At 34.4% G+C, this 24249-nt stretch carries 20 protein-coding genes and 1 pseudogene; 7 read left to right on the forward strand and 14 right to left on the reverse strand.

All coding sequences use genetic code 11. The features are described from left to right. Nucleotides 1-444: 444 nt before the first annotated feature. Entirely contained in the window at nucleotides 445-2427 is a 1983-nt protein-coding gene (locus Q0K76_RS07895) for a TonB-dependent receptor (RefSeq protein WP_294613976.1), read from the reverse strand. 171 nt (nucleotides 2428-2598) lie between these two features. Between Q0K76_RS07895 and Q0K76_RS07900 the strand changes: the two genes are divergently transcribed. Beyond that, nucleotides 2599-3525: an ABC transporter substrate-binding protein gene (locus tag Q0K76_RS07900; protein WP_294613979.1), complete on the forward strand. Its 927-nt coding sequence runs from the start codon at nucleotides 2599-2601 to the stop codon at nucleotides 3523-3525. Nucleotides 3526-3621: 96 nt separating this feature from the next. On the opposite strand, the gene Q0K76_RS07905 is transcribed toward Q0K76_RS07900, so the two are convergent. Then, on the reverse strand, nucleotides 3622-4698 hold the full coding sequence (locus Q0K76_RS07905; RefSeq protein ID WP_294613982.1) for an SEL1-like repeat protein: 1077 nt from the start codon (nucleotides 4696-4698) through the stop codon (nucleotides 3622-3624). A gap of 190 nt (nucleotides 4699-4888) precedes the next feature. Here Q0K76_RS07905 and rimO point away from each other — a divergent pair, with 190 nt between their 5' ends. Together rimO and Q0K76_RS07915 are read left to right on the forward strand one after the other, a co-directional pair. Beyond that, complete coding sequence (gene rimO / locus Q0K76_RS07910) at nucleotides 4889-6211, forward strand: 30S ribosomal protein S12 methylthiotransferase RimO (RefSeq protein WP_294613985.1); 1323 nt, start codon at nucleotides 4889-4891, stop codon at nucleotides 6209-6211. Then, nucleotides 6177-7610: an MATE family efflux transporter gene (locus Q0K76_RS07915; protein WP_294613987.1), complete on the forward strand. Its 1434-nt coding sequence runs from the start codon at nucleotides 6177-6179 to the stop codon at nucleotides 7608-7610. Before rimO ends, Q0K76_RS07915 begins: the two co-directional genes overlap by 35 nt. A gap of 135 nt (nucleotides 7611-7745) precedes the next feature. On the opposite strand, the pseudogene Q0K76_RS07920 reads toward Q0K76_RS07915, so the two are convergent. From Q0K76_RS07920 to Q0K76_RS07935, 4 genes and pseudogenes are all read right to left on the reverse strand, one after another. Next, a pseudogene (locus Q0K76_RS07920) lies at nucleotides 7746-7862 on the reverse strand (IS30 family transposase); the annotation flags it as partial. 145 nt (nucleotides 7863-8007) lie between these two features. Beyond that, nucleotides 8008-9339 carry an MFS transporter gene (locus Q0K76_RS07925; protein ID WP_294613990.1) on the reverse strand — a complete coding sequence of 444 codons (1332 nt, stop codon included), beginning with the start codon at nucleotides 9337-9339 and terminating at the stop codon, nucleotides 8008-8010. A 127-nt stretch (nucleotides 9340-9466) separates the two neighbouring features. Continuing rightward, nucleotides 9467-10714: an enolase C-terminal domain-like protein gene (locus Q0K76_RS07930; RefSeq protein WP_294613993.1), complete on the reverse strand. Its 1248-nt coding sequence runs from the start codon at nucleotides 10712-10714 to the stop codon at nucleotides 9467-9469. A 119-nt stretch (nucleotides 10715-10833) separates the two neighbouring features. Next, nucleotides 10834-11538: a FadR/GntR family transcriptional regulator gene (locus Q0K76_RS07935; RefSeq protein ID WP_363322439.1), complete on the reverse strand. Its 705-nt coding sequence runs from the start codon at nucleotides 11536-11538 to the stop codon at nucleotides 10834-10836. A gap of 264 nt (nucleotides 11539-11802) precedes the next feature. Between Q0K76_RS07935 and Q0K76_RS07940 the strand changes: the two genes are divergently transcribed. Both Q0K76_RS07940 and idnD read left to right on the forward strand, forming a co-directional pair. Beyond that, complete coding sequence (locus tag Q0K76_RS07940) at nucleotides 11803-12570, forward strand: SDR family oxidoreductase (RefSeq protein ID WP_294613997.1); 768 nt, start codon at nucleotides 11803-11805, stop codon at nucleotides 12568-12570. Between the two features lie 16 nt (nucleotides 12571-12586). Continuing rightward, nucleotides 12587-13639 (forward strand): L-idonate 5-dehydrogenase, encoded by a 1053-nt coding sequence (gene idnD, locus Q0K76_RS07945; protein ID WP_294614000.1) that lies wholly within the window; start codon nucleotides 12587-12589, stop codon nucleotides 13637-13639. A gap of 299 nt (nucleotides 13640-13938) precedes the next feature. Here the strand turns inward: idnD and tkt are convergent, their stop codons facing one another. The 8 genes from tkt to Q0K76_RS07985 all read right to left on the reverse strand — a co-directional run bounded on the left by tkt (nucleotide 13939) and on the right by Q0K76_RS07985 (nucleotide 22456). Further along, nucleotides 13939-15945, reverse strand: coding sequence for a transketolase (gene tkt / locus Q0K76_RS07950; protein ID WP_294614002.1), 2007 nt, complete (start codon nucleotides 15943-15945; stop codon nucleotides 13939-13941). Between the two features lie 131 nt (nucleotides 15946-16076). Further along, a complete protein-coding gene (gene tal, locus Q0K76_RS07955; protein WP_294614005.1) occupies nucleotides 16077-17027 on the reverse strand; it encodes a transaldolase in 951 nt (316 codons plus the stop codon). A 550-nt stretch (nucleotides 17028-17577) separates the two neighbouring features. Beyond that, the gene (locus tag Q0K76_RS07960; RefSeq protein WP_294614008.1) at nucleotides 17578-17811 is read right to left on the reverse strand and encodes a FeoC-like transcriptional regulator; all 234 of its coding nucleotides are present in this window, start codon (nucleotides 17809-17811) and stop codon (nucleotides 17578-17580) included. Between the two features lie 68 nt (nucleotides 17812-17879). Continuing rightward, nucleotides 17880-20201, reverse strand: a complete 2322-nt coding sequence (gene feoB / locus Q0K76_RS07965; protein WP_294614010.1) for a Fe(2+) transporter permease subunit FeoB — start codon at nucleotides 20199-20201, stop codon at nucleotides 17880-17882. Further along, nucleotides 20198-20440, reverse strand: a complete 243-nt coding sequence (locus Q0K76_RS07970; protein ID WP_294614013.1) for a FeoA family protein — start codon at nucleotides 20438-20440, stop codon at nucleotides 20198-20200. Before Q0K76_RS07970 ends, feoB begins: the two co-directional genes overlap by 4 nt. A 684-nt stretch (nucleotides 20441-21124) precedes the next feature. Further along, nucleotides 21125-21430 (reverse strand): hypothetical protein, encoded by a 306-nt coding sequence (locus Q0K76_RS07975; protein ID WP_294614015.1) that lies wholly within the window; start codon nucleotides 21428-21430, stop codon nucleotides 21125-21127. 144 nt (nucleotides 21431-21574) lie between these two features. Continuing rightward, nucleotides 21575-21877 (reverse strand): hypothetical protein, encoded by a 303-nt coding sequence (locus Q0K76_RS07980; protein ID WP_294614017.1) that lies wholly within the window; start codon nucleotides 21875-21877, stop codon nucleotides 21575-21577. Between the two features lie 285 nt (nucleotides 21878-22162). Then, entirely contained in the window at nucleotides 22163-22456 is a 294-nt protein-coding gene (locus Q0K76_RS07985) for a hypothetical protein (RefSeq protein ID WP_294614020.1), read from the reverse strand. Nucleotides 22457-22679: 223 nt separating this feature from the next. On the opposite strand from Q0K76_RS07985, the gene Q0K76_RS07990 reads away from it, so the two are divergent. Together Q0K76_RS07990 and dapE are read left to right on the forward strand one after the other, a co-directional pair. Next, nucleotides 22680-23036, forward strand: coding sequence for an ArsC family reductase (locus Q0K76_RS07990; RefSeq protein ID WP_294614023.1), 357 nt, complete (start codon nucleotides 22680-22682; stop codon nucleotides 23034-23036). 14 nt (nucleotides 23037-23050) lie between these two features. Further along, the gene (dapE, locus tag Q0K76_RS07995; protein WP_294614025.1) at nucleotides 23051-24190 is read left to right on the forward strand and encodes a succinyl-diaminopimelate desuccinylase; all 1140 of its coding nucleotides are present in this window, start codon (nucleotides 23051-23053) and stop codon (nucleotides 24188-24190) included. Nucleotides 24191-24249 lie beyond the last annotated feature (59 nt).

The raw sequence follows: 24249 nt of genomic DNA on the forward strand, positions 1-24249 counted from the left end.
AGACGCTTTATAATATCGCCGAAAAATTAGTAAACGAGAAAGCTAAAACCAGGGGGTTTCGTAATATGTCTCTTGAACAATACTGCAACGCATATAATAAGGCTATTTAAGTTATTATAATTGATTGAAAAACATCTAAATTACAATATCAAAGCCAATATTGTTAACCATATAGACGTTAATTCAAATAGAAATTAGAAACCAATCATTACTTCACTAAACAATTGAAACTCAGTCAATATTAATTATTTTCCAATGAATTCTTAAATTTAAATATTTAGTACGAATTTTAATAAAATTATAGTGATAATAAAAAAAATAAAACAATAAAAGGAAAATTGCGATAATAAGGTGACCACTCAAATTGTCACCTTATTATAAAAGCAAAATTACCGAAAATTTGTTATAAAATTCATAAACTAATGTTATTAAAATCTAATGTTATTAAAAATTAATTTCAGTACCAACAAAATAACGTCGCCCTTCAAGGGTTTTACCAAAATCTTCGTTATTTACATCTTTGTCAAATAAATTGTAAATACCAGCATAAACTTTAGCTTGCTTATTAATCTTGTAAGAAGCACCTACATCCCAAAACGTATAGCCAGCATAAGTGACATATTTAGTCTTTTTGCCATCTCGTTTAGTCGCATTTTCTTGACCATAATATTCCACTTTGGTCCATAAATCCCAATTTTGGTTTAACAAACAGTCCAGTTGAGTGTTAAATTTTTGCTTAGGGGTTCGGTTCAAGGCTTTACCTTTATGTTCACCACTTTTTTGCTCTGTTTTTGTCCAAGCATAATTTGTCGTTAATAAGAAATTAGTAAATAATGGTGCTTTTAATGCAAGTTCAATACCTTTTAGATCTGCTTTATCAACATTTTCACGCGTTTGAACTAAATCATATTTTTTCTTAACACTAGCTACTTCACATTTTTTACTACCTGGGGCTCCTTGACAAATAGTTTGTGCCTGAATTTTATCTTTATATTTAGTATAAAAAGCGGTAGCTGAGGCATCAATTCCATAATCATTAGTATAGCCAAGACCAATTTCAAAGTTATTTGATTTTTCAGGTTTTAAATTAGGATTCCCCAAAACTATACCATCATACTTCCATCCACCAGTACCTTGTCCCCAGTCTGATACCACTGACCGTAAATTTGGTGTAGCATAACCAGTTGAATAACCACCTTTTAGAGTAAAGTTATCATCGATATTCCATACACTATAAACTCTTGGATTCCAGTTACTACCATAATTCTCATCTTTGTTATAACGTAAACCCAAAGTTAATGTCCAGTTTTCTAATATTCTCAACTCGTCTTCACTAAATAGCGCATAATTCCAGCGATCGATTTTGGTTATACCTTTTTCAAGTTTATTACCTTTATCATGTAATTCTTGATAATTATATTTGCCACCAACTGTAAGCATATTAATGCTAAATGGAATGGTTACTCGGGTATCCACATCGGTATTTCTAATCTTCATTTTACGGTCTGGATTGTTATTTTCCTCATAGGCAACAAAAGAGGTAGTAGATACATCGTTAAATAGCCCATTATGAGTTAATGCAAATGAATTACGATGATTATCTCGTTCGTAGACTCCTTGTTTAACAGTACGAGTCTTATCTGGGCTTGCTTTACTGTTTTGTAAAGCTCGTCCAAAATCAAAATCAAATTTTTGTGTTTCAGTAGCATTTAGAGATAATTTACCATTTAAACTACGTAATTTTTGTGCAGCATGACCATTTAAAAACTCATCTTCATGGCGATTAGAATACTGACCATAAAGTTGAATACCAAGAATATCATCAATAATTGGGCCTAAAGTAGAAAAACTCGTAGTATAGGTATTTTTTTCATTAGAGCGATATGGCATAACCGATTCAACCCGGATACCACTATGCCATTTATCTGTTACTTTTTTAGTAATAATATTAATTACCCCGCCCATCGCATCTGAACCATATAATGAGGACATAGGTCCCCTAACAACTTCAATACGTTCTATTGCGGTTAACGGTGGCAACCAGCCTTGTTCAAAACCTGAACCATCACTGTTTGGTCTTGTTTCACGAGTACTAACCTTTTTACCATCAATTAGTATCAATGTGTATTTAGCATCCATACCACGAATACTAATATCTGTCGAATCACCACCGCCAGTAATCGTTACACCTGGTATATCTTTTAATGCATCAGTCACATCCCGATAAGGTTTATTGTTAATTTCTTCTGGGGTAATCACTGAAATTGTAGCTGGAGCTTCTTTAATTTGTTGTGAAAATCCTGAAGCTGTTATCACCATGGTATCAATATCCGGATTAGATGCAGCCATCGCTGTTGTAGATAACGAAAGTAGAATGCTTGAATTAAGCACATATTTTGCTAATTTTAATTTTCTATTTTGTATCATTTACTATAACCTTATTATTTATATTGATATTTATCAAATTAACGGGGCAAGCAACAGTACACCATATGAGAATAATTATCAATATCTTTACTTGATATTATTTATTACTAGACAATTATTAATCAATAAATAATAATTATTATCATTTAGTGCAGGGAGTAAGAAAACCGTATGAATAAGCAGAAAAAATTATTACTAAGTAGCTTAGCGGCATTAATATTAGGTTTAACTGGATGTCAATCAACTAATACGATGACAGTAACCACAGAAAGTCAAACTGTTGTGGTACCTAAAGTGCCGAACAAAGTGGTAGTGATGAATTATGGTGCCTTAGATACGTTAGATGCCCTAGGTAAAGGTTCGATAGTTGTAGGTACCCCATTATCTGTTATTCCTTCATATTTGCAGCAATATAGCAAAGCTCATATTACCGATACAGGAAATATGAAAGAACCTAATATTGATGCCATAAAACAAGCTAAACCTGATTTAATCATAATTGATGGGCGCCAAGCTAAAAGAACCGAAGAGCTATCTAAAATTGCGCCAGTACTTAATTTAAGTGTTGATACTAAAAATTATCTGGCTTCAACTAAAAATCATATCAATATATTGGCTAATATGACAGGAACAGATAAAGTTGCAACTGACTTGATTCAATCACTTGAAACAAAAATTAATAATACACAAGTTTTAGCTCAGGCTAGTAATAAAAAAGCGATTGTCGCAATTCACAATAATGGAAAAATGATCCTAATTAATACCAGTTCTAGTGCAGTACTTATTCATGAGGTATTAAAAGTCAAACGGGCTGTACCAGTAGTAGCAACAATAAATCCTGATCCAAAAGTAAGACCTAAACCAGTATTTATTGATAGTCAATTTATCAATAAACTCAAGCCTGATATTATTTATATTGTGGATCGCAGTAAAGCCATTGGTCAACAAGCCATGGTAACGAATTATTTTGATCAAAAACTATTAAAGAAAAATAAAACACATATAGTTTATTTAACACCAGATCTTTGGTATTTATCTGGAGGTGGTGCGGAAAGCTTAGATCGTCAAATCGATGAAGTTATTAATTCATTAAAATAATGTAATTGTAATAACCATTAAGTTTAATTTATTATTTTTGAGCCCTATTAATTAATAAGGGCTTTTTATTTTCAATCAAATTTAAAACTATAAATTTTATTTATTCTCAGCAAGATATTCTAATGCTTCCTCTTCACCTTGTTCTGCGGCAAGTTTATACCAATAATTTGCCTGTTGGATATTTTTATCGACGCCTTCACCATTGAGATATAAATACCCTAACCAAGCTTGGGCTTTGGCATCACCTTGCTGAGCTGATTGATTAAAGCCATTAAAAGCTTGGATAAAGTCTTCAAAACAATAATAGTAAACTTCAGCTAAATATAATTGCCCCTTTTTATCACCTTGCTCTGCTGCCAGTTTTGCCCAATATAATGCTTGATCGGCGTTTTCTTCAATTCCATAACCTATCATATAGCAATGAGATAAAAAACATTGGGCTAACGAATGTCCATTTTTAGCTGACTTCTTTGCCCACATAATAGCTAATTCCATATTAACATCAAGACCACCGAGTCCATTTCGGTAAAAATCAATTCCTAAGAAAAACTGTGCATAAGCATTATTTTGCTGAGCCGCTCGTTCAAACCAATGAATAGCTTTGGTTAAGTCAACTTCTAACAAATCAGTTCCATTCCAATATGACAAAGCAAGATCTAATTGAGCATCAACATTACCCCTTTCTGCACTTACCTCTGTCCAGTAGAGTGATTTTCGGCTATTTTTTTCAACACCATAACCTTCTTCATAAAAGCACGCCATTTTATATTGAAAATAGCTATTGCCTTGTTCAGCCAGCTTCAAACACCAGTAAACAGACTCAATAATTTGATTTTTACAACGATAAAGTTCGACTAAATTCATTTGTGCAGTGTCATTACCTTGTTCAGCGGCCTTTTTATACCAAAAAATAGCGTGGTCATCATTTTTTGCTATTTCAGTATTTCCATCGAAGTAGATATGACCTAATTGGAGCTGAGAATAAACATTGCCCTTTTTAGCTGCTTTTAAATAAAATTTGAATGCCAACTGATGGGCATTTTGTTTAGTATAATTATCTGCTATTTCGTTCAGTGCTTTTACTTTGTTTTTTTTTCGCTGGGCAAATTGTCTAGTCAATTCAACAGATATTTGTTTATATATGGATTGGATTAGGTAAGTAACACGTCTCATAATAAATAAAAAATAACTTATGTGAGTAAAATTATATCATTATATTTTTTAGAATTAAGAAATTTAAAATCTATATCTCAACCTCTTTTAAATATGATAAAATGCTCACCTGAAGTAATCCTTAACAAATTAAAATTAATTGATTTCTCAAACTATACCTCTTTTACTATAAAACACTATTATAAATAATATGAATATATCATCCCCAACAATTGGATTTGTGAGCCTTGGTTGTCCTAAAAATTTAGTTGACTCTGAACGAATTTTAACTGAGCTGCGTACTCAAGGTTATCAAGTAGTATCAAATTATGATAATGCTGATCTTGTAATTGTTAATACTTGTGGTTTTATTGACAGTGCTGTACAAGAATCGCTTGAGGCTATTGGTGAAGCATTAAACGAAAATGGCAAGGTAATTGTGACCGGTTGCCTTGGTGCTAAAGAAGATCAAATTCGTAATGTACATCCCAAAGTACTTGAAATTTCAGGACCCCATAGCTACGAAACTGTACTTACCCACGTTAATAAATATGCACCAAAACCAGCTTATAACCCTTATACCAGTTTAGTGCCTGAGCAAGGGGTAAAATTAACACCTAAACATTATGCTTATTTAAAAATATCGGAAGGTTGCAATCATCGCTGTACATTTTGTATTATACCCTCTTTACGAGGTGACATGAGTAGCCGCCCTATCGGTAATGTGCTTGATGAAGCTAAACGCTTAGCTGATAGCGGAGTAAAAGAGTTATTAGTTATTGCACAAGACACCTCTGCCTATGGCATAGATATTAAAAATCGCACTAATTTTTGGAATGGTATACCTTTAAAAACTAATATCCAGACACTTTGTGAACAATTAGCGACTTTAGGTATTTGGGTTAGGCTACACTATATGTATCCTTATCCTAGTGTGGATGACTTGATACCATTAATGGCGGAAGGAAAAATCCTGCCTTATTTAGATGTGCCATTACAACATGCAAGCCCAGCGGTTTTAAAATCAATGAAACGACCTGGTACCATTGAACGGACGCTCGAACGAATTCACAAATGGCGTGAAATTTGTCCAAATATCACCTTACGTTCAACCTTTATTGTAGGTTATCCTGGTGAATCGGAACACGATTTTGAAATATTACTCGATTTTTTATCACAAGCACAATTAGATCGTGTTGGCTGTTTTCCATATAGTCCGGTTGAAGGTGCAGCAGCAAATCAACTTGCTAACCAAATTCCTGAGAAGATCAAACAACAACGTTTTGATCGTTTTATGCAATTACAACAAACTATTTCAACCCAAAAATTACAAGCAAAAATCGGTAAAACCTTATCTGTCATTATTGATGAAGTTGATGAAGAAGGTGCCATTGGTCGTAGTATGGCCGATGCACCAGAAATAGACGGTGTAGTTTATCTAAATGGGGAAAAAGAAGTTAAAGTTGGTGATATTGTGCAAGTAAATATCGAACATTCCGATGAATATGATTTATGGGGAACTGTTAAACAGTAATTACACACCAATGAAATTACATTATCAACGAGAAGTTAAAAATATTATCAAGTTAGCTGTTCCTGTGATTCTTGCGCAAATATCACAAACAGCTATTACCTTTGTTGACACTATAATGGCAGGGCACTATAGTGCCACAGCTTTGTCTGGAGTTGCAATTGCCGTATCTATTTGGTTACCGACTATTTTATTTGGTCAAGGCCTACTTAGTGTATTAACCCCAATTATTTCCAATTTAAATGGCGCAGCAAAACGAGATCAAATCGCTGATCACACACGCCAAGGAATGGTAATTGCCACTATATTATCTATTATTATGATAATATTTTTATATCATGCTGATGTTTTGATTAATTTAAGAAGTACTGCTGAGCATCCAATAGATTCGGAAATGGTAGAGGTGGCAGTAAACTTCTTACGAGCCATTATGTGGGGAGCGCCCGGATTTTTGTACTTTTTAGTCTACCGTAATCAATGTGAGGGTCTATCAAATACTAAACCAGCTATGGTGATCATGTTTATTGCTTTATTGGCTAATATTCCAATTAATTATGTTTTGATTTATGGAAAATTAGGATTACCAGCCTTTGGTGGAGTAGGTTGTGGTATTACCGCAGCTATCATTTTTTGGTTAATGTTTGCTTTGATCAAAATATTTACACTAACTACACGCACTCAAAGTGATATTCGCCAAACGCCAATCACACAAATCATAAATGTTGTTGTGATTAAACGAATTTTTGTACTCGGCACGCCTCTAGCTCTGGCTTATTTTTTTGAAATCAGTTTATTTGCAGTTGTGGCTTTGCTAATTGCGCCTCTAGGTCAAACAACAGTAGCAGCTCATCAAATAATTTTTACCATCAGTAGTATGGCTTTTGCTATTCCACTATCACTTGGTGTTGCAACTAGTATTCGAGTTGGTTATTTACTTGGTAACAATAAACCTATTCTTGCCAAACAAACTGCTTATGTTAGTTTAGCCATTTCATTAACTGCAGCAATTATTGTGGCATTACTGTTACTTTTATTTAAATCTTTCATTCTTATGCTTTTCACAACTGAGGATAGTGTTACGGTAATTGGTCTGCAATTAATTATTTTATTGGCTATTTATCAAGTTTCTGACTATATACAAGTTGTAGCTAGTAATGTGCTTCGTGGTTATAAAGATACCAAAAGTATTTTATATATTACTCTGATTTCTTATTGGGTATTTGGTTTACCTGTTGGTTATATTCTAGGATTAACCAATATTGTTATCGAACCTTTAGGTGTAGCTGGATTCTGGATTGGTTTTATTTCTGGTCTTTCAATTGCTGCACTATTACTAATTAGTCGGATGATATATATACAAAGACAACCAATTAAAACAATTTTAAAACGCGCATCAAGTTAAAGTAACAGTAGTATTTTGTAAAGAAGTTTCAGGTTAACCATACGTTTAAGTATAAGATAGGATTGCAGGTTCAAAAGCCAAGTGTGAATCGAGCTGGTAAATAAGGCGTTTTATACTTAAGCGTTTGCTTGAAGGATGATTTAGCCGGTGTTCAACCGCTATAATATCTTCATCACTGATGCTATCAAATACCATTCTCTTTGGAAAGTATTGTCTGATTAATCCATTTAAATTCTCATTACTTCCTTGCCAATTAACTATACGTATAGGCATAATAGCGTTAGATATTTTCATAAAAATATCTAACACTTTGTCGTCATGATCATTTTCTATTATAAGTTAAATTAATTTTCATTCACCAATATAATAACTAAACTCGTCATTTTTAGAATATCAATTATTTTTCAGCAGCATCTTTAGGATCTTCTAAATTACGATCAGCTACCTCAGGCATAATAATTGCTGATATTAAACCGATTCCTGAATAGAAAATAATCATTGCCACAATAGGCCACCAAGAATCAGCAAGTTTACAGAAAATCCCTGCAAATAAAGGGCCTAATCCTACTGCTAATAATCCCCCTATTTCATTTGCTACAGCCATAGAAGCAAATCGACTTCGCGACCCAAACATTTCAGCCATGGTTATTGCCTCTATAGCCGCTTGTCCTAATACTGCTATATTATGGATAATAATTAAACATAACATAATAGTCGTTGGTTGATAACTTTTATCTAAAATAATGGATAACATTGGGTAGGCAAGAATAATTGAAGCAATATTTAATAAAATATAAATAACTTTGCGTCCAAATTTATCTGACAGCCAACCTGACAATGGGATAATCAAAAATCCGATAAATGAACTAATAAGCATCGCATCTGTTGGAATCGCTTTACTAAATAATAAGGTCTGAACCATATAACCAGCTAAAAAAGTCTGAATTAATCCAGAATTTCCTGCTTGACCAAACCTTAATCCTGTGGCTAACCAAAACGATTTACCACTGAATATTTCAAAATATGATTTATTTTCAACTACCTCTTTGCCTTCATTAATACCTGCAAATACAGGGCTTTCTTTTAAATTTAAACGTAACCAAATAGCAAATAACATCACTACTGCACTTGCTAAAAATGGAATTCTCCAGCCCCAAGCTAATAATTGTTGATTATCAAAAACAAAAAACATAATAGCCCAAATAGCTGTTGCCGATAGTGTGCCACAATTGGTTCCCATCGCCACTAATGAAGCGATAATACCTTTTCGCCCTTTTGGAGCATATTCTGCCAGCATCGTTCTGGCACCTGAAATCTCAGCACCTGCACCTATCCCTTGAACTATTCTTAATAAAACTAGTAATAAAGGTGCTAAGATACCTACTTGCGCATAAGTTGGTAAAACACCAATTAGTGTGGTACAAAGTCCCATTAAAGTAATAGTGATAAAAAGTATTTTTTTTCTGCCTATTTTATCGCCCATGCGACCAAACAGAAATGCACCAACGATTCGTGCTACATAACCTGCACCATAAGTCCCCATAGCGAGGATTAATGCCATTGCTGCTGATTGTTCAGGGAAGAAAACTTGATGAAATACTAAAGCTGCACCAAGTGAATATAGTTGAAAATCCATAAATTCTAAAGCGGTACCTAGCCATCCTGACATAGCTGCCCTGACTAAATCCGCAGTGTTCCTTTCCGTATTTAGCATTATTGATCTGTTCATACTGTGTTACCTTTCGTTATGGTATTTTTGGATATCTTTTACAAGGATTAACTGTATTTTTCAGCAATTGTTTGTCGTCAATATTCACAAACATCCAATTAGCAAAAAATGTGTTAATCCTTATTAATTATGGACGGGCTGCTGTTCCATCTGGCGTACGAGCATTTGTCCATGATGGTAAACCACCTGCTACTGGGAATTTCTTAGCTTTTAGTTCATCAAGATCAATACCAAGACCAGGTTTATCATTAAGATAAGCATAACCTTGTTCGATTTCTGGACAGCCAGGAAATACCTCTCTCAATTCATCATTCATTGGTGTATATTCTTGAATACCTAAATTGGTAATACTCAAATCAATATGCATATTAGCTACAACGCCAATCGGTGAAATATCACCAGGGCCATGCCAAGCAGTACGAACACCATGAAGTTCACAAAGGGCCGCGAGCTTTTTAGCCGGTGTAATACCACCAATCATACTGATATGACAACGAATGAAATCAATTAAGTGTTGGGTGATTAAATGTTTATATTCTGCGAGATGCACAAACAATTCGCCCATTGCAATTGGGGTTGATGTTTGATGTCGTATAATAGTTAAGAAATCGACATTTTCTGGCGCGACAGGATCTTCAAGATAAAATAATCGATAATCTTCAAGACTTTTGGCCATTTGTAAGGCAGTAATTGGTTGAACTCTTTCATGAATGTCATGAATAAACTCAATATCAAAACCGATTTTATTACGTAAATGTTCAAAGAACTTAGGAATACTACGTGCATAGGCCTCAGGATCAAAATAGATACCTGAGGTTTTATTACGCGGGGAACGTTTAGGATGAATATTTTTAGCTTTATCATACTGAGTATTAATTAATTTAAGATCCTCAGTACCGACGCCACCATACATACCCATTTGACAGCGAACATATTGATAGCCTTCTTCAATAGCTGCACGAATATTGTCTTCGGCAGCAATTGCATCGCTACCATCACAATGACGGTAAAGTGGAATTCCATCACGGCATTTACCACCAAGTAATTCATACACCGGCATGTTAGCCATTTTGCCTTTAATATCCCATAAAGCCATATCCATTGCCGATATAGCATTATTTATTACAGGACCATTGCGCCAATAACCACTGACAACAGCTGACTGCCAAAGATCTTCAATACGGCAAGGATTTTTGCCAATTAAGAAAGGTTTTATATAATCATTTATTGCGGCTTGAACGGCGAAAATACGTTGGGTGAAAGTTGCACAGCCTAAACCATAGAGGCCATCTTGATTAGTTTCAATCTTAACAACAACCAGATCAATACCACCTGGTGCTGTCAAAATCGTTTTGACATTTGTTATTTTTATCATGGAATTCTCCGATGTATACTAGTGTTTTTGAATAAACATAGTTGTATGACATCGTATTTCGCCAGATCAAAATAACATTATTTGAATAAACTAGGCAAGCTTTTTTTCGAAATTAAAATTTATAATTCTTCTTTTAATTTGTTTATGGCTATGGTATTGGTTTTCATTGCGTTATTTAATGATAATTTTGCCGTTTCAACATCGTGCTCTTTGATAGCCATAAAAACTTTAATATGTGCATCAATACTTTCAAGTGTAGGGCCAAACACCCGATTGAGTTCTTCAAGATAATAATAATAAATATCTTTAATGCCATGAATAATATTAATAAATATTTTATTATGTGATGCTTTTATTATTGAGATATGAAAATCTAAATCAGCCTGTGAGTATTTTTTATAGTCATTTTTATTAATTAACATACGATTAAGTGCATCTTCAATTGCCAGAATATCATCTTCATTAGCATTGGTTGTAGCAAGTTCTATACATTTAAATTCAACTGTTTGCCGAAATACCATCATATCGATAAATTCTTCTTGGCTCAAATGCATAATGGGTTGATTCATGCTGATAATTCGACTTTTATCCAAATTTTTAGAAACAAAAGAACCCATACCATGTTTCGTGTAAATAATGCCTAAATCCCTAAGTTTTTGCACAGCACTACGAATACTTGTACGACTGACATTAAACAGATCGGTTAGTTCAAATTCGGACGGCAATTTACTCTCTTGCGGCCAGCTATTATCAAGTATTTTTTCCAACATTTGCTCATAAACCGCATCAACAATATTATTTTTAGGAATCGATTTAATCATTATTTTTAATCATCGTTAAATTAATACTTATCATATTACAACTTATCTTATCTATTTTATCAATGTCTTTAATAATTTAGTTTCAATATAAATTGCAACAATTTTTGTTGCGTAGATCACAAAATTAAACATTAGTTATTGCTCAATACCTCAAAAAAGTGCATTTTACCCAGTATCTTGTAGGTTGTATTACAAGTTATTGTATGACAATGTATTTCGCCAAAATTATTAAATACACTAACTTTGATTCTAATAGGATTTTATATTATGCATAAACTATTTGATTTAACAGGAAAAACAGCATTAATCACCGGTTCTGCCCGTGGTTTAGGATTTTCCTATGCTGAAGGATTAGCTTCAGCAGGGGCTAATATTGTTTTAAGTGACATTAACCAACAAAACCTTGATGAAGCCGTAAATAAATTAAAAAACAAAGGCTATCAAGTTACCGGAATTGTCATTGATGTTTCTAAAGAAAAACAAATTATTGATGCTTTTGACCAATTGGATAATCAGAATATTCATATAGATATAGTCATTAATAATGCTGGAATTCAACACCGTCAAGCGTTGGTTGAACTCGAATTAAAAGATTGGCAACGAGTAGTCGATATCCATTTAACCGGCACTTTTTTAGTTTCACGGGAAGCTGCAAAACGAATGATAGCTCGTAATTCAGGCGGCAAGTTTATTAATATTTGTTCATTAACCAGTGAGCAAGCTCGCCCTACTGTCGCACCTTATACCGCAGCGAAAGGCGGAATTAAAATGTTAACCAAATCCATGGCTGCCGAATGGGGACAATTTAATATTCAAGCTAATGCCATTGGTCCTGGCTATATTCTTACTGATATGAATGAAGCATTAATTAAGGATCAAACATTTGATACTTGGGTAAAAAATAGTAATCCAGCTAAACGTTGGGGAAAAACAGAAGAGTTAATTGGTACAGCTATTTTCCTTTCTGCTCCATCATCTAATTATATTAATGGTCAAGTAATTTATGTCGATGGTGGTTGGTTAGCTGTTTTGTAAATATATGGAGTTAAATATGAGTCAAAAATTAACGTGCAAAGCATGCTTTGCTCATAGCAAAAAAGATATTCGAGTCGAAGATCGTGAATTAACTTACAACGATAATGAGGTAATAGTCAAAGTTGAAGCAGGAGGAATTTGTGGCTCAGATATCCATTATTATCAAGAAGGGCATGCTGGATTATCTATATTAAAACATCCTATGGTTATTGGTCATGAGTTTGCTGGTCGGGTATATAAAGCGCCTACTAATTCCAAACTAAAAATAGGCCAAAAAGTCGCTGTTAATCCTTCCCAGCCTTGTAATCATTGTGAATTTTGTCTTAAAGGTAAACAAAATGAGTGTCCAAACATGCGATTTATGGGAAGTGCTCAATTCAATCCTCATGTACACGGTGGATTTTCCCAATATGTTGTGGTTTCAGAACAACAATGTTTTCCTTATGATGACAACATTCCTGCTCAAATTATGGCTTTTAGTGAACCAACTAGCGTTGCTATCCATGCCATTAATGTTGCGGGTTCATTAGTAGGTAAAAAAGTAATGGTTATTGGCGCCGGACCAATTGGTGGATTAATTATTGCTGCCGCAAAAGCATCAGGTGCCATTGAAATTATTGCCTCAGACATTAGTGAACGATGTCAGCAAATAGCATTAGAAATGGGCGCAGACCAAGCCGTAAGTCCGTTGCATGACGAGATCTACCAAAAGTTTGCTGATAACAAAGGCTATTTTGATGTTACTTTTGAAGCCAGTGGTGCAACAGCTGCTATTGAATCAACCGTTGCAATCACCAAAGCAAATGGTACGATGGTACAAGTCGGAATGGGACCTAGTCCAATCAACTATCCAGTTGCTCAAATGTTAGCTAAAGAGCTATCATGGAAAGGATCATTTAGATTTATCAATGAATTCGCAGTAGCTGTGAGTTGGTTAGAAAAAGGATTAATTAACCCAAAACCACTTATTTCAAGTGAATTTGATTATCAAAAAATAGAACAGGCTTTAATCACCGCTACGGATAAAAATATATCTTCAAAAGTTATCGTGACGTTTTTTGATAAATAAATATATGCTATGTGTTAACACAAACTAATTATCATCTCGATTACTTATTCATCGAGATGATTTTACTAAAAGTCAAAATTTAACTAATAAGCTATTAGTCATAATATATTCAATAAATAAAATATCTTGCAAGTTGGTAATTGACCTTATAATTATTGACTCATTATATTAATTCATCATTTGAAATAACATCAACAATGAAAAGGAAATATATTGGTTGACTCATGTACTACCTAAAACAAAATAACAAAACTCCATCAATAAAAACTGACGGAGTTTTGTTTGTTGCACATGCATTATTAGTTTAATAAGCTTTTAGCTTGTGCTAATACATTTTCTAATGTAAAACCATATTCCTTAAATAATTGTTCTGCCGGACCTGACTGCCCAAACGTTGTCATACCAATTACTTTACCATTTAACCCAACATATTTATACCAATAATCGCTAATACCTGCTTCGATGGCAATTCGAGCAGAAACAGACGATGGTAATACTGATTCTTTATAAGTGTCATCTTGTTTATCGAAGGTATCAGTTGATGGCATCGAAACCACTCGAACCTTTTTACCTGCTTGTGTTAGTTGTTGAAAAGCTTCAACCGCTAATTCAACTTCAGAACCTGTCGCAATGAAAATAAGTTCTGGCATACCTATGCAATCATTTAAAATATAACCACCACGATAAACATTAGCCAATTGCTCATTGGTACGGTCTTGTTGTTTAAGATTTTGTCTGGAAAAGATGAGTGCTGTTGGACCATCTTTACGTTCAATTGCATATTGCCAAGCAATAGCAGACTCAACTTGGTCACATGGGCGCCAAGTACTAACATTTGGTGTAACTCTTAAACTGGCCATTTGTTCTACTGGTTGATGAGTAGGCCCATCTTCACCTAATCCAATTGAATCGTGAGTATAAACAAATATTGAGCGAATTTGCATTAATGCTGCCATACGAATTGCATTACGTGCATATTCCATGAACATTAAGAAAGTAGCACCATAAGGAATAAAACCTCCATGCAAAGCAATACCATTCATAATTGCTGACATACCAAATTCACGAACACCATAATGAATATAATTACCATCTGGATTGGCTAAGATCTCTTTTGAACCTGACCACATAGTTAAATTACTTGGAGCTAAATCAGCAGATCCCCCTAAAAATTCAGGTAGGGCTGGTGCAAAAGCTTCAATTGCATTTTGTGATGCTTTACGCGTTGCAATTGTAGCTGGATTGGCTTGCAATTTTTCAACAATTGATTTGGCTGTTGATAACCAATTTGCCGGTAAATCGCCATCAATACGACGTTTAAACTCTTTAGCTAATTCTGGATAAGCTTTTGCATAAGCAGCAAAACGAATATTCCACTCAGCTTCGATCTGTTTACCTTGCTCTTTAGCATCCCACGCATCATAATATGCTTTCGGGATTTCAAACGCTGGCGATGTCCAGCCTAATGCTTGGCGGGTTGCGGCAATTTCAGCATCACCTAAAGGCGCTCCATGGCTTTCATGACTACCTGCTTTATTAGGTGAACCAAAACCAATCACTGTTTTGCACATTAGTAAAGATGGCTTATCAGTTACTGCTTGCGCTTGTTCAATGGCATATTTTAAAGCTTGTGCGTCATGACCATCAATATCACGAATAACATGCCAGCCATAAGCTTCAAAGCGTTTAGCTGTATCATCAGTAAACCAACCTTCAACTTCACCATCAATTGAGATGCCATTATCATCATAAAATGTAATTAGTTTACCTAATTTAAGAGTCCCTGCTAATGAGCAGACTTCGTGTGAAATCCCTTCCATCATACAGCCATCACCCATAAATACATAAGTGTAGTGATCGACAATTGTATGTCCAGGCTTATTGAATTGTGCGGCTAAGGTTTTTTCAGCAATTGCCATACCCACTGCATTAGCGATTCCTTGCCCTAGTGGACCTGTTGTGGTTTCGACGCCCGGTACATGACCATATTCAGGATGACCGGCTGTTTTTGATTGCAATTGACGAAAATTTTTCAAATCATCAATTGTCAAAGCATAACCTGTAAGGTGTAATAAACTATACATCAACATAGAAGCATGACCATTTGATAACACAAAACGATCACGATCTGCCCAAAGTGGATTAGTTGGATTATGTTTTAAAAAACCTCGCCATAGTACTTCAGCCATATCTGCCATACCCATTGGCGCACCAGGATGACCTGATTTTGCTTTTTGTACACCATCCATGCTTAATGCTCTTATCGCATTCGCCAGTTCGCGGTGAGATAGTGTTGTTGCATTCATATTGTTATCTCCAGAATTATTTCCAATTAATCATTTTTTTATCCACAAATATTTTCAATATGTAGATTTCGATAGTTAAACTAACGACAAAAATACAAAATAGTAAAAAGGGAGCATCGCTCCCTGTAATGTTATAGTAAGGTACCAATCATCTCTTCTAATTTACCTTGATCGACAGCGAATGCACGGATACCTTCAGCTAGTTTTTCAACAGCCATCGCATCGCTATTATGTTGCCATCTAAATTCGGCTTCGGTCATCAATGCTGGGCGAGCCACTATAGTTTGATTTGGATTGAGTTTTTGTGCCACTGAAGCATTTGATTGTTGCATTTCGGCTAACAAATTAGGGGAAATAGTTAATCTATCACAACCAGCTAATGCTAAAATCTGATCGATTTTACGGAAACTTGCTCCCATAACAATGGTTTTATAACCATGTTGTTTGTAATAGTTATAGATATTACGCACTGAAACTACACCAGGATCTTGATCTGCTACATAAGGTTCAATTGGTTTTTTAGCTTGATACCAATCATAAATACGCCCAACAAATGGAGAGATTAAAAATGCATTCACTTCAGCACATGCACGGGCTTGTGCAAAGGAAAACAATAGCGTCAAATTACAATTAATGCCTTCTTTCTCTAATACTTCAGCTGCTTTAATCCCTTCCCAAGTGGAAGCAATTTTGATTAGAATTCTTGATTTATCAATACCTTTATCTTTATAAAGCGCAATAATACGACGTGCTTTTTCAATACAACCTTGTTTATCAAAAGATAAACGCGCATCAACTTCGGTTGAAATTCTTCCCGGTACCGTTTTTAAAATTTCAGCACCAATATTCACGGCAACTTGATCACAAGCATTAACTAACTGTTGTTCTTTACTTCCACCCAATTTTTTGGCAGTTTCAACAGCAGAATCAATTAAATAACGATATTGAGGAAGTTGGGCAGCTTTTAAAACAAGAGAGGGATTGGTGGTTGCGTCTTCTGGTGAAAATTGTTTAATGGAATCGATATCACCTGTATCAGCGACTACAACGGTTAATTTTTTAAATTCATCTAATTGACTCATACTTCTTCTTCCTTAACAACTATAGATTAACTTTGACTTATAATAACATTTATTCAAAAATAAAACGACTTTGGCATTAAGGTAGTTAACATATAATCTTTATAATAAAAACCTTAAAAACTTATTTAATATAGCAGAAAATCTAAACAGTAAATATATTTAATCAAAAAAACACAAGGAAATAATAGATTATTCATAACTAACATCGATAATCGGTGATTAAATGAAGTTAGTCATCTTACAATTTAGTCGATTGTCAATACACTAATAACTGGAGCAAGAAATATCTTTAATTTAGGTATTGATGACAAATAAGCTAAACCACAATTACCAATAGAAGCCACCTTTTGCTCTGAAAACACAACTAATATTAGTGTAATTAATACCAATAATTAACCTACGGATTAATAACATAAAATTAATTATATTATTTGCTTCGCTTATTAAATGACTCATGATCTACCAGATAGTAATTTACATTGCCACCTTAGCAATAATTATGGCTGGATTCAATGATATACAATAAAGTCAAATATTAATTTATTATCAATTATAACCAAGCATAAATAACTGTAGACATTATATGACAATCACTACAACTAGTGCATTTCTTCTGTCGACACATACCCTCATCCAAAGTTATACGCTTGATAATACCTTTGCTCACCCAAAAACTTAACATTTGAGTAACCGCGCTTTCAGGCAAGCAAAAATGACGAGCAATATTTTGTAAATCAACTCGTCCTTTTAATTGAATATAATCACGTAGTGAAGTCATTAACATAAATTGTACATGAGCAGTAAGGTTATCCTGCTACTTTCTCTTACTTTTAAATATAAAAAAATTAAACTTTAGTCACAGCATTTTGACTTAGTAACAGTGGATTTTTGGCTGGCAATGGTTTGATTAAACAGCAAATAACGAGTTAATAATCGCATCAAACCTAACAAAACAACGATTGATATTGCACACAGTATTAACCAATAACTTGCCGAACTTGATTGCCTTAATAAAGTAAATTGATAAAAAATAGTAGCCGTTAGCCATGCCACAATAAAAGTCCAAACTGCGACAAATATCATCCATTTATAACCTGCTTCACGGTAAATAGTACCTAACGCCGCAACACAAGGTGTATATAGCAAAATAAAAATCACATAAGCTAGTGCTGCACTTGCGGTCACAAATGAAATTCTTATTTGCGAAATCGTCACCGAATCAACAACCAAATCAGATTGTAACGAGCTAGTATTTTTATTAACAGTTGTCAGTCCAAGTGGATCTAAAACAGCATCAACCAAGCCACTTAAATTTTGGGGTATTGTAGCTAATGCCTCGAACATACCTTTAGTTAAACTAAAAGGCTCACTATGCTGATCATCGCTCATTGAATAAAGTGAATTCAACGTAGCAATCACTGATTCTTTAGCAAACATACCAGTAAAAATCCCAACTGTAGCAGGCCAGTTTTGTTGATTAATTCCCATAGGTTCAAAAATAGGTGTAATTTTCTGGCTAACCGCTGACAAGACTGAGCTATTAGAATTATCATGACCAAATGAACCATCTGTACCCCATGAATTGAGCACACTTAATAATGTAACCATTATCACAATCGCTTTACCGGCTTTGAAAATAAAACTCTTTAACCGTTGCCAAGTTAATGTAAGCATGTTAGTTAAAGTAGGGATGCGGTAAACTGGCATTTCCATGATAAATGGTGTTAATTGACCTTGCAATAACGTGAATTTTAAAATAAAACCAGTAATTATAGCTACCAAAATCCCTAATAAATACAAGCCAAAAACCACCATAGAAGCATGCTTAGGGAAGAATATAACCGCAAATAATGTATACGCTGGTAACCTAGCACTACAAGACATAAATGGAATCATACAAATGGTCATTATCCTATCACGGGAACTTTCTAATGTACGAGTACCCATAATGGCTGGAACACCACAACCAAAGCCAACTAGCATGGGCACAAAGGCTTTACCCGGTAAACCGATACAACGCATACCACGATCCACCACCATTGCCGCTCGAGCCAAATAGCCCGAATCTTCCAAAAAAGAAAGGCAAAAAAACATCATCGCAATAACCGGAATAAAGGTTGAAACGGTTTTAATACCCGTACCTATGCCATTAGCTAAAATAGCTCTCAACCAATCAGGGCTATTTAACAATTGCAAAACATGTGATAGCCCATTGACAAAAAGGGTGCCACAAAGCATATCAAAAAAATCAATAAATACTGAGCCAAAATTAATAGCCACCATAAACATGGCATACATTACTAGTAAAAACAACGGAATACCTGTTATGCGTCCAAGGGCAATTTTGTCAAGTTTTTCAGATTTACCCTCGCTGATTTCGCGGGGTTTATCGATCACCTTTTGACAAATTTGATCGATTGTTTCATAACGGGCACTAACCAATGCCACATCAATTTCATTATCACATTCAGTAGCTAATAATATACGGCAAGCAGTTAGCTTTTCTAATTCAAGTTGATTAAATGAATAGTGGGAATCATCCAGTAAAGCTTCGATTATTTGCCAACGATTGAAGTCGCGTAACCTACTTTCTGTAGGTAACTGATTAATATAACGATCAATTACTGCTTGCTGATCGGCACCTAACGTATCTATCGACGGTTTAGCAATAGACCGCGTTAATACTGCCTGTGCAATTTGTTGATAAAGATTATTGATTCCTATTTTTTTACTTGCTGACACGCCAATTACCGCACAACCGAGTAAGTGAGCCAATGCTTGTTGATTAATCACTTCACCAAGGGACTTAACCGTATCAATCATATTAAGTACCACAATCATCGGCACTTGCAAATCGATTAGTTGCATGGTGAGGTACAAACTACGTTGCAAATTAGTTGCATCAATAATATTAATGATCAGGTTGTCTTTTTCAGTTAACACAAACTCACGAGTGATCAACTCATCTTGAGATACCGACAGCGGATCGATCTCAATTGAATAGGTACCGGGTAAATCAATAATTTCATATTGAATATTTTGATAACAAAAAATACCGGTTTTACGCTCAACCGTCACCCCTGGCCAATTCCCCACACGCTGCTTAGCACCAGTAAGTAAGTTAAATAAAGTCGTTTTACCACAATTAGGGTTACCAATTAATGCAATCTTCACGCAATTATCTCCAAAATTTCGATCGATGCAGCTTCGCTCCTTCGTAAACAAAGACGAAATCCGCGAATTTTGATTTCAAGCGGGTCGCCAAATGGAGCAAACCGCACTACAGAAACCTTACAACCGGGTGTAATGCCCATAGCGAGTAATTTGCGACGGAAAGGTAACGATTCGGGTAATAAACGTGCAATAACCGCCTCATGACCTAAAGGTAGGTGATTAAGTGTGTTAAATGACATTATGCTTCCAAAATATTGCTTACTAAATTTATGGTTTATATTATAAAAACACGCAATACTATCACATATTGACTTTTTAAATGCGAATAATTTGATATTATTATATGTAATTAAACAAAAACACATTATAATAACAATTATTAAGCATAAAAACGCTTATTTTATAAAGATTTTCGATTATTTTTAACAAATTTACTTTGTAAATTTAAAAAATTTGCCTAATGTGCTAATCATTTGATTAGCACATTTTGATAAACATAAACCCTATACGCTCATTCTCTTTATAAAATAATTTATCTATTTTAATGAGACTGAGATAGTGTTAAGTGAGAAGACATAAACTTAAGATTCAAATCTGTCGTACAAATAGACAAATAAGAGAAGAAAACTAATCATTAATTGATTGACGCATGATTTTAAATCATTAAACAAATGTCTTATAAACCATGATTAAATTAACGCATAGCCTTAATACATTAATACGATAATGCTGTTAACTAAGTACTAAAACAAACGAACAATTATTATATTAAAAGAAAATAGTCTGAATAGATTGTTTTTACTCGATTCAATATTTATCACACTATTGTAAAAGGACTAACTAATTATCCAGCCATATTGTTTCTGTTATCTGTTACAATAAAAGAACGGGTAAAACCATTGAGATTATTTCCGGATTTTTCGTTAAATAACTTCAACAATAGCAACAAACTTTGGGCCTTCATAAACTTTTAAAGAAAAGCCTTTTACCAGTAATTTAGATGGTGCATCTTCAACCAAAAAATAGGCTTTCCCTATTCCAACTCTTTTTATATCTTTTTCATCATTAGTATCTATTTCTAATACCAGGCTCCAGCGAATTTCTTCATTTGATAAGCCTTTGAAAGGATCGGTGATTACATAATATGGAACATTGATTGGCAAATTAGTTTTACCGCCATCATCTATATTTACCCAATAAACAATAACACTAATTTTTGACTTTTCCATATTATTACCCATTTTATACGATACGGCGATTCCAATTGGGTATTAACTTGAACTAGTTAAAATCATCGTTCTTAATATATCAAGCATTACCTAGATTGGCTTTCATCTAATCTGCATCGGCTATATTATCAGCAGCTTTATTTATTATTCTAAAGTTGAATAGATCTCATCTTTCAATAGATCATTTTTTGATAACGTTTCTAGCTTCCTAATATCATTTATTATTCTACCTAAAGCACTATAAATGCCTTCCAATTCATTGATATTGAAGTCATAAACCGTTGCATTATCTATTTTTTCAAATAAATTCTTAGCTTTATCATTTAAATAGAGCATTATTTCTTTCTTATAATCAGGTAGTTTTATCCTGCATGAAACTCCACCAAAAGCAGTTTTTCCGTTAATTTCACCAAATAAATAGAGCCCTGTATAAATTTGTTTTGGCATATTTCACTCCATAACACGTATATTTTTTATATTAATTACAAGTAGATCAGACGAAAGCAGGCAAGCCCTTCATCATTAAACTTAATGGCTGACTATATTATTACCACACTGCAGGATTTGCGCAAACTGTGATTTTTAATGCAGATACTCAGCAAGCACCCGTTTGATGAACACTCCACCGTCCACTGGCTGACACAGTTTTCCGGTGGCATCGATATAACGGGTAGATAAGGACGATAAAAATGGGAAGGATGGTGATATTAAGATCGCTTCCGGCTTTATTTATTACTCTAACAATGAGAAAGCAGTATAAAACTCTTCATTTTTTAATAAATCTTGTATTGTTTTATTTATTATATTTTCATCTAAACTTTCAACAATAATCATATCTGATGCCCAAAAATATAAGCCATTACAGCATTCTTTTGTTTTTTTATAACGGTCCAAAATAGAAATTATATTTTCAATAGTAAAAAATGTTGCAGCATATCGTTTTCCATTGTCTAAAAGAACTTCAACATCAACATTATCATTTATCAGATTAAGTTCTTCACTACCTTTGAAGATTGTAATATTCATGGCTATTAACTCCCTCATCCAAATACCTTAAAAATTGAATAACGACAAATGCCACTTAGAAGCAATAAGTAGCAAACTTAAACTATTGTAAAGATGTTTCAGGAATACTATACGTTTTAGTATTTGAATTTACCCACCACTCATCCACATTTAACACTTAATTGCTGACATTAATCGTTAACTGTTATAATTAGCTACTATAGACTAAATTGGAATCGTCATTATGTATATTATTTATGGCATTAAAAATTGCGATACGATGAAAAAAGCCTTGGCATGGCTTGATGAGCATCAGGTTAAGTATCAGTTTCATAATTATAAAACTGATGGTATTTCAGATGATCTGTTGCGTTCTTTTTTGCAATTAGTTGATTGGCAAAATTTGCTTAATACGCGTGGCACTACTTGGCGCAAACTGGATGAATCGGTGCGTGCTCAAATTAATAATCAAGATGCCGCGATAAAAATTATGTTAGCTAATCCATCTATTATAAAACGCCCTCTATTAATCGAGAATGATAGAGCTTTGTTAGGATTTTCAGACCAAAGTTATGCCCAATTTATTACACACCAACAATGAGATCGAGAACCATTATGACTGACCCCGTAATTGCCTTAACTACCGCATTGATTGCCGAAAAATCAATAAGTCCTGATGATAAAAACTGCCAACAAATGATTATTGAACGATTAGCATCGCTAGGTTTTACTATTGAAGCTGTCAATATTGGTCAAACTAAAAATCTATGGGCTTACCATGGTGATCCAAATAGCAAAACCTTGATGTTTGCCGGGCACACAGATGTGGTTCCGGCTGGCGATGAAAGCCAATGGCAATACCCCCCATTTACCGCTACCATTGATAAACATGGTATGCTTTTTGGGCGTGGAGCTGCGGATATGAAAAGTGGCGTAGCCGCCATGGTATGTGCTGCCGAGGACTTTGTTAAAAATAATCCCAACCATACTGGGCGAGTGGCTTTGCTAATTACCTCCGATGAGGAAGCTGACGCTAGTGATGGTACCGTCAAAGTGGTAGATATGCTAATTAACCGCCAAGAACGTGTTGATTATTGTATTGTTGGTGAACCTTCCAGCAATGAAGTACTTGGTGATCAAATCAAAAACGGCCGTCGTGGTTCGCTAACCGCCAATTTAGTCGTACACGGGGTTCAAGGTCATGTGGCTTACCCTCACCTTGCCGATAATCCGGTACATCGTTTTGCCCCAGCTTTACATGAATTGGTGAACACGGTTTGGGATCATGGCAATCAATACTTCCCTCCCACTTCTATGCAAGTTGCAAATATCAATGGTGGAACGGGGGCTGAAAATGTAATCCCTGCTGATTTAAAGGTGCAATTTAACTTTCGTTATAGTAGTGAGCTTACCGATGCTATGATTAAAGCACGAGTTGAGCAAATATTGCAAAAATATAACTTGCGCTACACCTTAAATTGGCGGCTTTCCGGTCATCCATTTTTAACACCACAAGGGGATTTAACCACTGCTGCCATTAGCACCATTAAAGAGTTAACCCAAGTTGACACACAATTATCGACCAGTGGTGGTACCTCTGATGGTCGCTTTATTGCTAAAATGGGCTGTCAGGTAATTGAACTTGGTGTATTGAACAAGACTATTCATAAAATTAATGAAAATGCCAGCTGTCAGGATATTATTAAACTAAAACAGATCTTCCAACGAATTTTAGAAAAATTATTACTGGTATAAAGTAATTATATATACAAAGACGGAATAAGTCACAGGCAGTTAATATAGACTAATGTAAT

It is taken from the genome of uncultured Gilliamella sp. (assembly GCA_945271295.1).
GTDB lineage: Bacteria > Pseudomonadota > Gammaproteobacteria > Enterobacterales > Orbaceae > Gilliamella.